Origin of the sequence: Hymenobacter sp. BT491, from assembly GCF_014349165.1 — a bacterium.
In the GTDB taxonomy this organism is placed as follows: domain Bacteria; phylum Bacteroidota; class Bacteroidia; order Cytophagales; family Hymenobacteraceae; genus Hymenobacter; species Hymenobacter jejuensis.
In genome coordinates this window covers 914158-927858 of the sequence record NZ_JACSJJ010000001.1, presented here as the reverse complement: position 1 = coordinate 927858, position 13701 = coordinate 914158, and the positions used below count along the sequence as shown (strand labels likewise).

At 54.0% G+C, this 13701-nt stretch carries 9 protein-coding genes; 6 read left to right on the top strand and 3 right to left on the bottom strand.

Going from position 1 to position 13701, the window contains the following annotated elements:
• Position 1: 1 nt before the first annotated feature.
• The 6 genes from H9I52_RS03875 to H9I52_RS03850 all read left to right on the top strand — a co-directional run bounded on the left by H9I52_RS03875 (position 2) and on the right by H9I52_RS03850 (position 9298).
• Entirely contained in the window at positions 2-949 is a 948-nt protein-coding gene (locus H9I52_RS03875) for a glycosyltransferase family 2 protein (RefSeq protein WP_187452732.1), read from the top strand.
• A 190-nt stretch (positions 950-1139) separates the two neighbouring features.
• Entirely contained in the window at positions 1140-2297 is a 1158-nt protein-coding gene (locus tag H9I52_RS03870; RefSeq protein WP_187452731.1) for a glycosyltransferase, read from the top strand.
• 35 nt (positions 2298-2332) lie between these two features.
• Positions 2333-3172: a glycosyltransferase family 2 protein gene (locus H9I52_RS03865; protein ID WP_187452730.1), complete on the top strand. Its 840-nt coding sequence runs from the start codon at positions 2333-2335 to the stop codon at positions 3170-3172.
• A 755-nt stretch (positions 3173-3927) separates the two neighbouring features.
• Positions 3928-6948: an Ig-like domain-containing protein gene (locus H9I52_RS03860; protein WP_187452729.1), complete on the top strand. Its 3021-nt coding sequence runs from the start codon at positions 3928-3930 to the stop codon at positions 6946-6948.
• A 249-nt stretch (positions 6949-7197) separates the two neighbouring features.
• Entirely contained in the window at positions 7198-8310 is a 1113-nt protein-coding gene (gmd, locus tag H9I52_RS03855; RefSeq protein ID WP_139513952.1) for a GDP-mannose 4,6-dehydratase, read from the top strand.
• Positions 8311-8356: 46 nt separating this feature from the next.
• Positions 8357-9298, top strand: coding sequence for a GDP-L-fucose synthase family protein (locus H9I52_RS03850; RefSeq protein ID WP_187452728.1), 942 nt, complete (start codon positions 8357-8359; stop codon positions 9296-9298).
• Positions 9299-9452: 154 nt separating this feature from the next.
• On the opposite strand, the gene H9I52_RS03845 is transcribed toward H9I52_RS03850, so the two are convergent.
• The 3 genes from H9I52_RS03845 to H9I52_RS03835 all read right to left on the bottom strand — a co-directional run bounded on the left by H9I52_RS03845 (position 9453) and on the right by H9I52_RS03835 (position 13685).
• Positions 9453-10823, bottom strand: coding sequence for a glutamate-1-semialdehyde 2,1-aminomutase (locus H9I52_RS03845; protein ID WP_187452727.1), 1371 nt, complete (start codon positions 10821-10823; stop codon positions 9453-9455).
• Positions 10824-10870: 47 nt separating this feature from the next.
• Positions 10871-12253 (bottom strand): DUF4910 domain-containing protein, encoded by a 1383-nt coding sequence (locus tag H9I52_RS03840; RefSeq protein ID WP_262385934.1) that lies wholly within the window; start codon positions 12251-12253, stop codon positions 10871-10873.
• Between the two features lie 154 nt (positions 12254-12407).
• Positions 12408-13685, bottom strand: coding sequence for a methyltransferase domain-containing protein (locus H9I52_RS03835; RefSeq protein ID WP_410403016.1), 1278 nt, complete (start codon positions 13683-13685; stop codon positions 12408-12410).
• Positions 13686-13701 lie beyond the last annotated feature (16 nt).

Genomic DNA, 13701 nt, shown 5'->3' with positions numbered 1-13701 from the left:
TATGATTACCGTTGCCCCTTCTGCCGCCCCTCCAACCACCGCTCCCCGCGTAGCGATATTGTTTGTGGTATTCAATCGTACGGATGTTACGACCCGCGTACTGGATTCTATTCGGGCTGCGCGACCACCCCGCCTGTACGTAGCCGCCGACGGCCCCCGCGCCGGTCGGCCCGCCGAAGCCGAAGCCTGCGCAACCGTACGCCAGCAAATTCTGGATGGCGTCGACTGGCCCTGCGAAGTGCACACCTTGTTTCGGGATGAAAACCTGGGCTGCCGGCAGGCCGTGAGCGGAGCCATCGATTGGTTTTTCAGCCACGAAGAGGCAGGCATTATTCTGGAAGACGACTGCCTGCCGGAACCCTCTTTTTATACATACTGCGAGGAGATGCTGCATCATTACCGCGACGATACCCGCGTAATGCACATCAACGGCACCAACTACCTCCGGGGCTGGCACCGTGATCCCGATTACTCATACTATTTTTCCAACTACTCAGCAATTTGGGGCTGGGCTACTTGGCGCCGAGCCTGGCAGCATTACGATGTAACCACACGGCTGCTCCCGGAGCTGGAAGGCAAACATTATTTCTGGCGGCGCTTTTTCAACTCACTGGAAGCCAGAATGTTGCTTAAGCCACTATGGGCCACGCACGCACGCACCCTCGATACTTGGGATTACCAATGGTCGTTTGCCGTGCTGGTACAATCGGGGCTGTGCATCACGCCGGCCGTCAACCTGATCAGCAACATTGGTTTTGGGGGCGGCGCCACGCATACGCACAATGCCGCGCATCCTTTGGCCGAGCTCCCCGTAAGAGCGCTTGCTCAGCCGTTTCGGCATCCGTCGTTCGTCCTGCGCGACACGATTTCAGATTACCGTCAACTGCGGGGCACTCTCCGCGACAAAGTAGTTGCGCGACTTCGTAATGTGGCCCCCTTTCTGGCATAGATTTACAACTTCCTTATTATTAGCAGTTTATAAGAAGTAAAATCCATAGCCTTCCGCTAACCTCTTTCAAGGCATAATACATTACAGGAGCAGGGGCAGTTTTTAATATACAACAATCTGATAATCAATAGCTTACACAACTACTGCTTTTTTTGGTTTCATGGCGCACTCTCAACACAACCCTAAAGTTTTGCATGTACTTCACGCGTTGCGTTTTAGCGGCGCCGAAGTAATGCTGCGCCTTGCTGCACCCACCGTGAATGCGCAGGGCTATGAGCAGCACATGCTCGCTGACGGTTCGGAGGTAGGCGACTACGCCGATACGCTGGCGGCAGCGGGCTTCAGGGTGCACCATCGACCCTTCAAAAACTATTCGATCGGACATTTATGGCAGCTGTACCGCTTTCTGCGGCAGCAAAAATTCACAGTTGTACACAATCATACCGAGCAGAATTTCTTCTGGTATTTGCTGGTAGCACGCCTGGCAGGTGTGCCGCATCTGGTTTCGACGGTGCACAATGCATTTGCTTTCAAAGGACAGGTCAGGATGCGGCGCGGGCTATACCGTTGGATTGCCCGGCAATTGGGTGCACGGTTTACAGCCATTGGGCCTTCAGTGGCACAGGTAGAAGAAATCACTTACCACAATCCGACCACGCTGGTACCCAACTGGCTCGACGAGAGCTACTTCGTACCCGCCCGAAATGCCGAAGAGCGGACTGCGGCGCGCCGACACTACCAAGTACCCGACGGGACCGTTGTACTTATTTCGGTTGGGGGTTGCTCAGCCATCAAAAATCACGGCGCCATTCTCGAAGCACTTGCTGCACTACGCCCGAAGGTTTCGAGCCCTCTGCTTTACCTGCACGTAGGCGAAGGACAAACACATCTTGCTGAGCAAAAGCAGGCTCAAGAGCTTGGCTTAAGCGATATTGTACGCTTTGTAGGCCAGTTGCATGACGTACGCACGGCGTTGCTAGCCTCCGATATCTACGTCATGCCTTCCATGTTCGAAGGACTTAGTATTTCGCTGCTCGAAGCGCTGAGCTGCGGCATGGCTGCTGCCGTGTACGACAATTATGGCCTGCGCGACCTTGTACAAGACGGCCAAACCGGCCGGTGCGTACCGCCAAACCCCCAGGCACTAACTGAGGCTCTGTACGAGCTGATTGAGTCGCCAGAATTACGTATTAAGTACGGAGCAGCCGCTCGGCAGTTTATTCAAAAGCACTACTCAATGCGTGATTCCCTTTCCAAATTGCTCCGGCTTTACGGTACCGCTGATCCTAAACTTCAGGAGGAAGCCCAGCCTAGCGCTCCGCCGACAGCCCCCATTGCCAGTAGCTAGCTTCTGGCCCATTTATTTTTTTGCCCCTGCCTACTATGTTATACATCGTCATTCCTGTTTTCAACCGGCTTAAGTATACCCGTGCCTGCCTCGATTCGCTACGCAAACAAACCAACCCGAATTTTCGGGTGGTAATCGTAGACGACGGTTCAACGGATGGCACTGCTACTGCTCTCGCAGCCGATTACCCGGAAGTGATTGTGCTGCCTGGTACGGGCTCCTTGTTTTGGACGGCTGGCGTAAATCTGGGGCTTCGCTACGCGCTAGAGCAAGGCGCCACGTGGTGTATGACCATGAACAACGATGTGGTGGCTTACCCAGATTTTGTGGCACGCATGATGGAAGCTGCCGAAAGCCGTCCACCGGCGCTTTACGGCGCATTCGAGTTGGATGCCAGCACCCAAGAGCCGATTTATGGCGGCGGCTGGCTCGATTGGCGCACGGGCAGCTTCCGCAACTTGCTCCATGAGTTAACGCCCGAGCAACGCCGCGGCTTGCACCGTACCCAAAACCTGCCCGGCCGTGGCCTGCTCATTCCGCGGGAAGTGTTTGATCGGATTGGGATGTTTGCCGAGAAAGTTCTCCCGCATTATTACGCCGATTACGATTTTACCCACCAAGCCCGGCTGGCCGGCTTTGAGGTCTATCTTAACTTCGATGCCCATTTGGGCACCTATCCTGAAGAAAGCGGCGACACTCAAAACCGCCAGCGAAAGAGCCTGCGCAATTACTACAACCACCTGTTCAGTATCCGAGGTGGTGCCAACTTGCGCGACTTCACACGATTTGCGCGCCGCAACTGCCCACCACGTTACCTACCGTTATTCTTAGTTAATGGCTACGCACGCCGCATTGTAGGCTATTTTCTGCGTTAACCGTTGTAAACGACCGCTTTAGTACAGGCACTTACACCCCAACCGCGTCCACGATAAGCAGCTTCCCCTCTCTAATACAGGGAGGGGAAGCTGCTTTTTTATTTATACCCTAAGTCTTTGGATGTGGTAGCGAACCTGTACCAAGAGCTTGCTGCCTCTGGTATTAGTTCAGATTGTTTTGCTGGCGAATACCAGGGTTTTCCCAAGCCACCTCAAGCGTTGGCGAAACGATATATAGTGCCGTGATATTAAAAAAGTTAAAACCGAGTTAAAAGGTCTGTCACGTCACCAACGACAAAACGAACAAACATACTATTCGGTCAATTTGAACGTTTGGAGCATCCTTAAAAATTATACTCCATCTCATTATAATAAAAGTACAAAAACATAATATCCACTTTAATTTAATATATCCGTGATAGGCTATAACATAATTTTGAACGTGTATTAGAATAGTTAAATAAATACCATCATTTAGAGCGTTTAAAATTTATTTTGCCACATTATTGTTATAATCTTTAATACTTCATATAATTGACAAACAGTTCAAGAATATAACATTTAGACTTTCCAGTCCAAGTATTACTTCTTAGCTTTGTCCTCGAAGTTCAATTGCACAGTTGGCAAGAAGAGAAGTAAGCATTTGAAATAACCTAGAAATTTTGAGCAGAAGCACTGACTACCGGAATGTAGCCCAGCCGGCTACATCCCCATCGTTCCGAACCCAAACTCTAAAAGTACAATTGCGCCCCCTAATGAAGAAGTTAGTATCCCAACTCCCCCACTACGGGTCAGTAATGGCAATGCTGCTCATCCTGCTGATGGGTCCTGTAGCAGAACAAGCCCATTCGCAGTCGCCGAACGTGACGTACAGTGGTCCTATCACCATCACGAAAGGTGGCACCTACAGTGGAAACTGGGAAAGCCAAGACTCCAAAACGGCAGCCGTTAAAATTGAAACGAGTGAGCCAGTAATCATCGAAAATTCGGTGATTCGGAGCCGCGGTCATCTGGTGATGTCGATGTTAAACGGCGACGTGACCATTCGGAACACCCGGGGGTACGGCCTCACTCCTAATGTCAGCGGCTACAGCCCTGGTCGTTTTTTCGAGTCGGCTAAAGTGAAGAATGTTCGTCTGGAACATAACTATATGGAGCAGACGGCTGGTATTTACATCGCTGGCTACGCCGGCGACCGCAGCACCAACCAATCTGTTAAGGTTCTTTACAACCAAGCGCGTAACATCGACGGTCGTTTCCCCGGCACGACGCGCGGCGCATTTGCACAGTTTATCCAGCTCAATAGCGCCCAGGGCGTAAGAGGCATGGAGATCGGTTGGAACGAGGTTATCAATACGGCTAACAATAGCTTTGTTGAGGATAACATCAACATTTTCAAATCGAACGGCACTTCCGACAGCCCCCTGTTGATTCATGATAACTTGATTCAGGGCAGCTATCCGGTAGTAGCCACTGACCCTGGCCATACCGGCGGCGGCATCATGCTCGGCGACGGCAACCCAACTTCGCTTGTGGATGCCAGCGGCTTCATCAAATGCTACAGCAATCAGATTATCGGCACGACCCACTACGGCGTGGCCGTTGCGAACGGCCATGACATCGAAGTATTTGACAACCGCGTAGTATCAGGTGGTTACTTGGCTAACGGTCAGTATTTGCAGTCGTCAAACGTGGGTATGTTCTCGGTTAACAGCGTCGATAACAACGTCAACGTCAGCGATACCTTCTTCAACATCTCGTTCCACGACAACCAAGTTGGCTATGTTAAGACCTCTGTGTACAATGGTCGTAACGACTTCTGGTTCAGAAACATACATACCAACGTAAACAACAAGGGAATAGCAGGCACTATCTCCCTACAGACTGAGAAGGATGAGTATGCCTCATGGTTAACTAAGGTTAGCAACAAAGCCATTACGTTAGGCCCGCTGGCCGCTAATACGATTGCGCAAGCCCCTGCAAACCAGGCGCCGACGGTGGCGCTGACCCCGACCGTGTCGGGCACGACGGTGAGCCTGTCGGCCAAAGCCGCCGACGCCGACGGCACGGTGGCCAAGGTCGAGTTCTTCCAAAACGGCACCAAGCTGGGCGAAACCACCACGGCGCCCTACGCCTTCACCTGGGCCAACGCCCCGGCCGGCACCTACAGCTTCACGGCCCGCGCCACCGACAACGCCGGCGCCGCCACCACCTCCGCCGCCGTCTCCGCCCAAGTTGCGGCCCCCGCTCCTACTCTCGTAGCACTGCGCCCAGCTGACAACCCCAGCAATGTAGTCAACGGCTTGGCCTACAGCTACCACGAAGGCACTTGGAGCGGCCTGCCTGACTTCAACGGTCAAGCCATCGTGAAGCAAGGCACCGTGTCTACGTTCGATCTGAGCCCGCGCAACCGCAACGACAACTTTGGCTTCCGCTACACGGGCTATATCGAAGTACCCACCGACGGCGAGTACACCTTCTATACTTCTTCCGACGACGGCAGCCAACTCTTTATCGGCAGCCAGTTGGTAGTCGACAACAACGGTATTCACGCTGCACAAGAGCGCGGCGGTGTCATCGGCCTGAAGGCGGGCAAGCATGCCCTGACCGTGACCTTCTTTGAGAACAGTGGCGAGGAAACGCTGGCTGTGAGCTATCAAGGTCCGGGGGTAAGCAAGCAAACGGTACCCGCTTCGGCCTTATTCCGTGCCGCAACAGCTACACCTGCTCCAACCCCAACTCCTGCTCCTGCAAACCAAGCGCCGACGGTGGCGCTGACCCCGACCGTGTCGGGCACGACGGTGAGCCTGTCGGCCAAAGCCGCCGACGCCGACGGCACGGTGGCCAAGGTCGAGTTCTTCCAAAACGGCACCAAGCTGGGCGAAACCACCACGGCGCCCTACGCCTTCACCTGGGCCAACGCCCCGGCCGGCACCTACAGCTTCACGGCCCGCGCCACCGACAACGCCGGCGCCGCCACCACTTCCGCCGCTGTCTCCGCCCAAGTAGTTGCTCCTATTGCTGTGATTACCAACAAGTTCTACCGGGCTCTTAACCTGGGTGGCAGTGCTCTCACGATCGACGGCAACAAGTGGGAAGCTGGCTCAGGAGCTGCCAACGTACAACTGACCGGTGGTTTTTTCTCGGCTCAAAATGTCCCCCTGACGCCCTCTACTGATGCTGCTCGCGCTCAAATGATTCGCTCCTCACTTTGGTCTAAAAACCCAGTGGTTCAGATGAGCAGCGTACCGAATGGCACCTACGACGTGTACGTATACGTATGGGAAGACAACTTCTCGCAGACGTTCAGCATGATGATCAACGGACAAACGGTAGCTAACTACACGAGCGGCTCAGCTGGTAAGTGGAGCAAACTTGGTCCTTTCGCAACGAATGTTACCAACGGTGTGATCCGCATCACGACCACCGGTGGTGATGCTAACCTCTCGGGCGTGGAAGTTATTACAAAAGCCTCTACCTCAGGCCTTACCACCACCGACATTAAAACTGCTGGCGTAACTGCCTCTGCCACGGCTTATCCAAACCCATTCGTGAATAAGGTCACGGTAGCTACCGATGTAAAGGCTGCTGAAACCATGGGCGTCACCCTGATTAATCAGATGGGCCGGGAAGTGTACCGCACTTCGCTCGCAGTCAACAGCGGACTTGCGCAGAACTCACTGGATCTTAGCAGTGTAGATCTGCCTACCGGTCAATACTACCTCCGGTTCACTTCGGGAAGTATGACGGGTAAGACCATCAAGCTGGTTAAATAAACCGTTCGATGCCTTCGGGCCATTAATTAGACCTAAGGGCAACGAAAAAGCCTGGCGTAGTATACGTCAGGCTTTTTCGTTGCTTTCTCTCTTGTAAGTGAGCACCTGTGAAACAGTAAGCGCCTCTTCTTTCTAATAGAGATAGATTATGAACAAAGAAAGCTTTTAATTTTCATTCATTTATTTGCACTATTACCTAATAAAAGTATATTTGTTACTAAGATAATTATAAATACATCTGTCCCTTTCATGAAAAAGGCATTAATAACTGGCATAACCGGCCAGGATGGATCTTATTTGGCCGAATTGCTTCTCGAAAAGGGATACGAAGTGCACGGGATCAAGCGCCGGTCGTCCTTGTTTAACACCGACCGCATAGATCATCTCTACCAAGACCAACACGAAAGCGATGTGCGCTTTAAGCTGCATTTTGGTGACTTGTCGGACTCGACAAACATGATTCGGATTGTGCAGGAAGTGCAACCCGACGAGATCTACAACCTGGGTGCGATGTCGCACGTGAAGGTGTCGTTCGACGCGCCCGAATACACGGCCGACGCCGACGGCGTAGGTACGCTACGCCTGTTGGAAGCAGTTCGGATTCTGGGCCTTACGAAGAAGACCAAAATCTACCAAGCCTCGACTTCCGAGTTGTATGGCTTGGTGCAGCAGGTGCCGCAATCGGAAACCACGCCCTTCTACCCGCGCTCGCCCTACGCGGTGGCTAAGCTTTATGGGTATTGGATCACAGTCAACTACCGCGAAGCGTATGGTATGTATGCCTGCAACGGCATCCTGTTCAACCACGAGTCACCACGCCGGGGCGAAACCTTCGTGACGCGCAAAATCACACGGGCGGCAGCTCGCATCGCGCTGGGGCTACAACAACAATTGTTTTTGGGCAATCTAGATGCTCAGCGCGATTGGGGTCACGCCAAAGACTATGTAGAAGCCATGTGGCGAATGTTGCAGCAGGAAACGCCCGAAGACTTTGTCATCGCTACCGGCGTCACGACTACGGTGCGTGAATTTGTGCGCTTGGCTTTCGCCGAATTGGGAATAGAACTAGGCTTTCGCGGTGAAGGTGTCGAAGAAACCGGCTATGTAATAGCCTGTGCCAACCCAGAGTTTGCTCTCTTACCCGGCCAGATCCTTGTAGCCATCGACCCCGCCTATTATCGTCCAACGGAGGTAGAGTTGCTCATCGGTGACCCAACCAAGGCTAAAACCCAATTAGGTTGGGAGCCAAGCTATGACTTGGCCGCATTGGTTCAGGAAATGGTTCAGGCCGATTTGGCTCTATTCCGCCGCGATGCGTACCTGCTCGAAGCGGGTCACGCGGTACTTCTTCACGACGAATAACCATCGTTCCCTTCTTCTCCGCCCTCACTCACAGTTGTCATTACGAATGGAAATTTCCGCAAAGATTTATGTTGCCGGCCATCGGGGAATGGTAGGCTCGGCGTTGTTACGCCGGCTGCAAGCTGGCGGCTACACGAATATTATCACCCGTACTTCCGACGAACTGGACTTACGCAACCAAGCAGCAGTCGCTGATTTCTTCGCGGCCGAACGACCCGAATACGTATTCCTGACCGCAGCCCGCGTAGGTGGCATCAATGCCAACAATACGTACCCAGCCGAGTTTCTTTACGATAACCTCTTGATAGAGAGCAATGTAATTCATCAAAGTTACCTCCACGGCGTTCAGAAGCTTTTGTTTTTGGGTTCTTCGTGCATCTACCCGAAGTTGGCGCCGCAGCCCATTCGGGAAGAATATCTGCTCACGGGCCTGCTGGAGCCCACTAACGAACCTTATGCCGTAGCCAAAATTGCGGGCATTAAGCTTTGCCAAGCATACCGTAAGCAATATGGTTGCTCCTTCATTGCGGCTATGCCGACCAATCTGTATGGGCCCAACGACAACTACCATCTTCAGAACTCGCATGTGCTACCGGCCCTGCTCCGCAAGTTCCACACGGCTGTCGAGCAGGAGGCATCTATTGTAGAGGTCTGGGGCACGGGCACCCCGCGGCGCGAATTTTTGCACGTTGATGACCTGGCCGATGCATGCCTGCACCTGATGCTGCACTACAACGGCAGCGACGCCATTAACATCGGGACGGGCGAAGATATCTCCATCGGCGACTTAGCGCGGCTTATCCAGCGCATCACAGGATTTCGGGGCAAAGTGCGGTTCAACGCACTCATGCCCGATGGCACTCCTCGTAAGCTTTTGGATGTCAGTCGGTTGAATGCGCTAGGTTGGCGCGCCTCCATTCCGCTGCAAGAAGGCATCAAATCAGTTTATGCCCTGACAGAATGGGCAGAACAGCTCGTAAACGCTTAAGCGCTCGCCTATTGAGCAGTACATAGACGCTTAATCTCCAGCTAAAAACCGTCGGGCTTCCACCAAGTAGTATTGGTGGAAGCCCGACGGTTTTTAGCTGGAGATTAAGCGTGTTAAAGTTAGCGACACAAATTCTCAAGTAATTGATTGCCAGCTAGTTGTGAGTCCTATAAACCGGCTTCACCGGCCGCCCTTCCAGATATACCTCAACCCCATCGGTGAGAGCCCGGCGATAAACCCCCAGCGCCTCGTGAATGCGCTCAACCGTCAGATCAACGTCGGCGGGCTTGTGCGCGTAGCTGATGATAAGCGACGGTAGCAGCAGGCCACGGCGCAGGGTTTCCTGCAAGAACAGCGTCCGGAAGGGCTGAGAAGGCTTGCCTTCTGCGTCGCGCGTTCCGTATACCAAGCTGCAGGCTGGCCCAAATACCCGAAAATAATCTTCTACCTGCTGGTCGCGGGCGGCCTGTTCGAGACCCAGTCGCAGCCGTTCGCCTTGCTCATACATGTGCGCGATAACGGGTTCGCGCCGGTAGGTTTCGAGTACGGCCTGCATGGCAGCCAAGGCATGCGATTCGGCGCCGTAAGTAGTTGACAGTAAGAACACTCGCTCACGATCGTGGAGCAATCCACCGAGTTCCATCAGGTCGCGGCGTCCAGTGAGAGCCGCAATGCTGAACCCGTTCCCCAGTGCTTTTCCAAACGTGCTCAAATCGGGCCGAACGCCGTGTACGGCCTGTGCGCCGCCTACGTGCCAGCGCAACCCAGTGATGATTTCGTCAAAAATCAGCACCGTGCCTTCGCGGTCGCAGAGCTGTCGTAAGCCGGCAAGAAAGCCCGGCACGGGCGGCACGTCTTTTTCAACTTCCAATATCAAGGCCGCTATCTGCCGGGGATGTTGCAAAAACAGCGCCTCGACGCTGCTCAAGTCGTTGTAGCGGAAGGATAGGGTGAGTTCGCGCACGGCATTGGGCACCCCGGCCCGCACCGGGGTGCTCCCCATAAACCAGTCGTCGGTGGAGAAAAATGGATGATCGGCACAGATGGCAATAAGATCACGGCCCGTAGCGGCCCGCGCCAGTTTGATGGCGGCCGTCGTAACATCGGAGCCGTTTTTCGCAAACTTCACCATCTCACCAGCCTGCACCGTGCGCAGGAAATCCTCGGCGGCTTCTAACTCGAGGACCGTCGGGCGGCCCAGATTAACGCCGTCGAGCATCGCTTTTTGCGCAGCTTGTACTACTGGTGCATAGGCATGTCCCAAGGTTACGGAGCGCAGGCCCATGCCGTACTCAACGTACTCATTTCCATCAACATCCCATACCCGGCAGCCTTGCCCCCGCACCAGATAAGGTGGCATAAACTCCGGAAACTGGTCATCGCCTTTGGCATAGGTATGGCTGCCGCCGGGAATGGCCGCGTGAAAGCGAGCCTGCAACGCCTGCGACTGGGTGAAAGCACGAGTAGTACCGGATTCGGCCGCTATACCAGCAGCAGAAGACTCAGAAAAAGGAGAAGCGGACATGGCAACGCAGATAAAAAGCAAGCCGGCCTTCACCAGCTCTGGTCAGTTCAGGAAAAAGGTGGCGGCTCGGACAGCGCCGATGCCTTTTCCGCCAGCAAGCCGGCGGCAAGCAACTGGGTAGCAGCTTCGTGTATCACATTGAAGGACAAGCCACTACGCTCAGCGATAGCAATCAGGTCGTGCGTGCCATCGGCTTGGTTGAGCACCCACAACAACGCCATTTCGGCTTCACGAGGGCTAGCTTGGCTTTTGATGGCTTGGTATAGCCCCCGACGGCCAAGTTGCGGCTCCCCATACGGGCTGAGGTTCTGGTAATATTGATTGCCTTCCAAAACCTCTATTACACGCTCATACAAAGCCAACGACCCGACGAGTTGGGCGGGTTGCACAAACTCGCAGTCATCGGCAGAAGTATGGTACTCCGGAAACTCCCCGAAAGGCGTTCGCGATAGACAGCCTACCGGCAAGTTGAAGCCCGGCGAACAATATTGGCGCTCGTCGTAGCCATACGGAATGAAGCCGCGCAGTTCGTGTGCGTATCCGCCGGTGCGCAGTACGTGTGCTACCACCCGGTCGATGTCGGCGTTGCCGCGTCGCGAACGCTTGTAAGTGAACGCGCCCTCGCCGCCGAGCAGCGTTGCCACCAAGCCGTGCCGGATGCGCGCCAACCCATCGGGCGTTTGCCGGCTTAGCCACGTAATCGCCCCGATGGTGCCGGGACCAAATACAAAGCGATACGAAAGCCGATGTGGCCGCTCACTTAGTTGCCGCGCTAGTTCGGCCACCACCACCATGCCCGAAAGGTTGTCGTTGGCAAGTGACGGGTGGCAGCAGTGACACGAAATCAAGACTTCGTCTTCGACCTCGCCAGGTACCAGCAGTTCGCCATACGTTAGCGAGCCGCTGGAATCGAGTGTAGCATCGATGCACACTTCGTATTCGGCTTCATTCAGCGTTTGTAACTGATTGTGCGACAAGCAGAAGCCCCAGTTCGGATTATAATAGGAAGTGCGGTACGGAATCAGATCGGGTTGCGCGGGGAGCGAAAACAGATGCTCGCGCAGTTCAGCAATCGGCACCCAGCCCTGTTTGGGCGTGCTGTAGTTCAATACATGCAGGTTATGATTTCGAAAATCGACAACGCGCTCACCAGCAGCATTTTTTATCCAGGCTTCCCGCACGTTCCATTCTGGGGGCACCGTCCAGTCCAGAGCGGGCATACCGCTGGGCACTTCGTGGACCACCAGATTCGGGAGCTGCTCGCGCAAAATGGCCAGCGTTTGCCGTACGCCGTTGCCCGTAATGCTCCGACAGATGGGGTATAGTCGCAGCAACAAAGCATGCAACAACGTACCCAAATCTGCAGGCGCAGCAGCGGGAACAACACTGGAAACAGGAGTAAATTCCAAGCCGAGCATATACAGAGCCATAAATAAACAGTTCTCAGAAAAGCCGTGGTCGCGAACCTTCTGAGAACTGCATATTTACATAACTAATACTTAATCAATTACTTACAAAAAAGCTGCGATCCCGCTCACTTTTCCTGCGAAGCTTTTAGGTGTAGTGTTGAAGCATATTTTCCGGTTAAGAATACACTTTCACTTCCGGAATGGGCACCACAAACTGTCCGCCCCACTCCCGGATGTCGCTCATCTGCTCCATGATTTCTTCACGCAGGTTCCAAGGCAGAATCAGCACATAATCGGGCCGGGTCTGACGGATGCGGTCGGGGTGGCACACCGGAATGCGCGTACCCGGCAGGAAATTCCCCTGCTTGTGGGGACTCAGGTCGACGGTGTATTCCAAAAAGTCGGTGCGAATGCCACAGTAGTTGAGCAATGTGTTGCCTTTGCCGGGCGCGCCATAGCCTACTACCGTTTTGCCGGCCCGTTTCACTTTGATAAGGAATTCAAGCAGCTTGAGTTTGGTTTCTTTTGCTTTCTCCTCGAAATCAGTGTAATACGACAAGTCCGTTATTCCAACTTCCAGTTCGTGCTGGCGCAAAGCCTCTACTCGCTTCGTTACAGGATGGGTTTCGTCGGCCGTGTGGCGAGCAAAAATACGCAGCGAACCGCCGTGCGTCGAGAGTTCTTCTACGTCGAAGAGCGTGAGGCCGTGGTGGGCAAAAATGCGCTCGACGGTGTAAAAAGACAGGTACGAGAAATGCTCGTGATAAATCGTATCGAACTGGTTGCCTTCCATCAACCGCAACAAGTGCGGAAACTCCATTGTGATCACGCCCGTGGGCTTAATCAGGGCTTGCATGCCTGCCACGAAATCGTTGATGTCGGGGACGTGCGCCAGCACGTTGTTGCCAAGCAATAGGTCGGCCTGGCCCGTGGTAGCCGCGATGTGGCGGGCCGTTTCAAGGCCGAAAAAGCGGACCAACGTGTTGATTCCCTTAGCGCGGGCGTATTCGGCCACGTTGGAAGCAGGTTCAACGCCCAACACCGGAATTCCCTTTTCTACAAAGTATTGCAGCAGGTAGCCGTCGTTGCTGGCCACCTCTACCACCAGGCTTTTCGAATTCAGCTCGAAGCGCTCCGCAGCCATATCAGTGTATTTCTTTGCATGACGCAACCACGAAGCCGAATACGACGAGAAATATGCGTAATCGTTGAACACTTCGGCCGGGCTCACAAACTCATCGAGCTGCACCAAGAAGCAGTTGCGGCAAACACGGGCATGCAACGGGTAAAACGACTCGGCCCGGTTGAACTCATGCGGACGTACGTGGTCTTGGCACAAAGGCGAAGTCCCTAGGTTTACGAGCGTTACATCGAGGGGAGAGCCGCAGAAACGGCACGGGCTTGCAGGCGGTTCTACCGGATCGCTGCTATCTGCGAGGGGAGCTGAGAATATATTCAAACTCGACTGA

Bases quoted from the DNA above. Each gene is read 5' to 3' on its own strand.
- H9I52_RS03875 (WP_187452732.1), top strand. From the start codon at position 2: ATGATTACCGTTGCCCCTTCTGCCGCCCCTCCAACCACCGCTCCCCGC.
- H9I52_RS03865 (WP_187452730.1), top strand. From the start codon at position 2,333: ATGTTATACATCGTCATTCCTGTTTTCAACCGGCTTAAGTATACCCGT.
- H9I52_RS03860 (WP_187452729.1), top strand. From the start codon at position 3,928: ATGAAGAAGTTAGTATCCCAACTCCCCCACTACGGGTCAGTAATGGCA.
- gmd (WP_139513952.1), top strand. From the start codon at position 7,198: ATGAAAAAGGCATTAATAACTGGCATAACCGGCCAGGATGGATCTTAT.
- H9I52_RS03850 (WP_187452728.1), top strand. From the start codon at position 8,357: ATGGAAATTTCCGCAAAGATTTATGTTGCCGGCCATCGGGGAATGGTA.
- H9I52_RS03845 (WP_187452727.1), bottom strand. From the start codon at position 10,823: ATGTCCGCTTCTCCTTTTTCTGAGTCTTCTGCTGCTGGTATAGCGGCC.
- H9I52_RS03840 (WP_262385934.1), bottom strand. From the start codon at position 12,253: ATGGCTCTGTATATGCTCGGCTTGGAATTTACTCCTGTTTCCAGTGTT.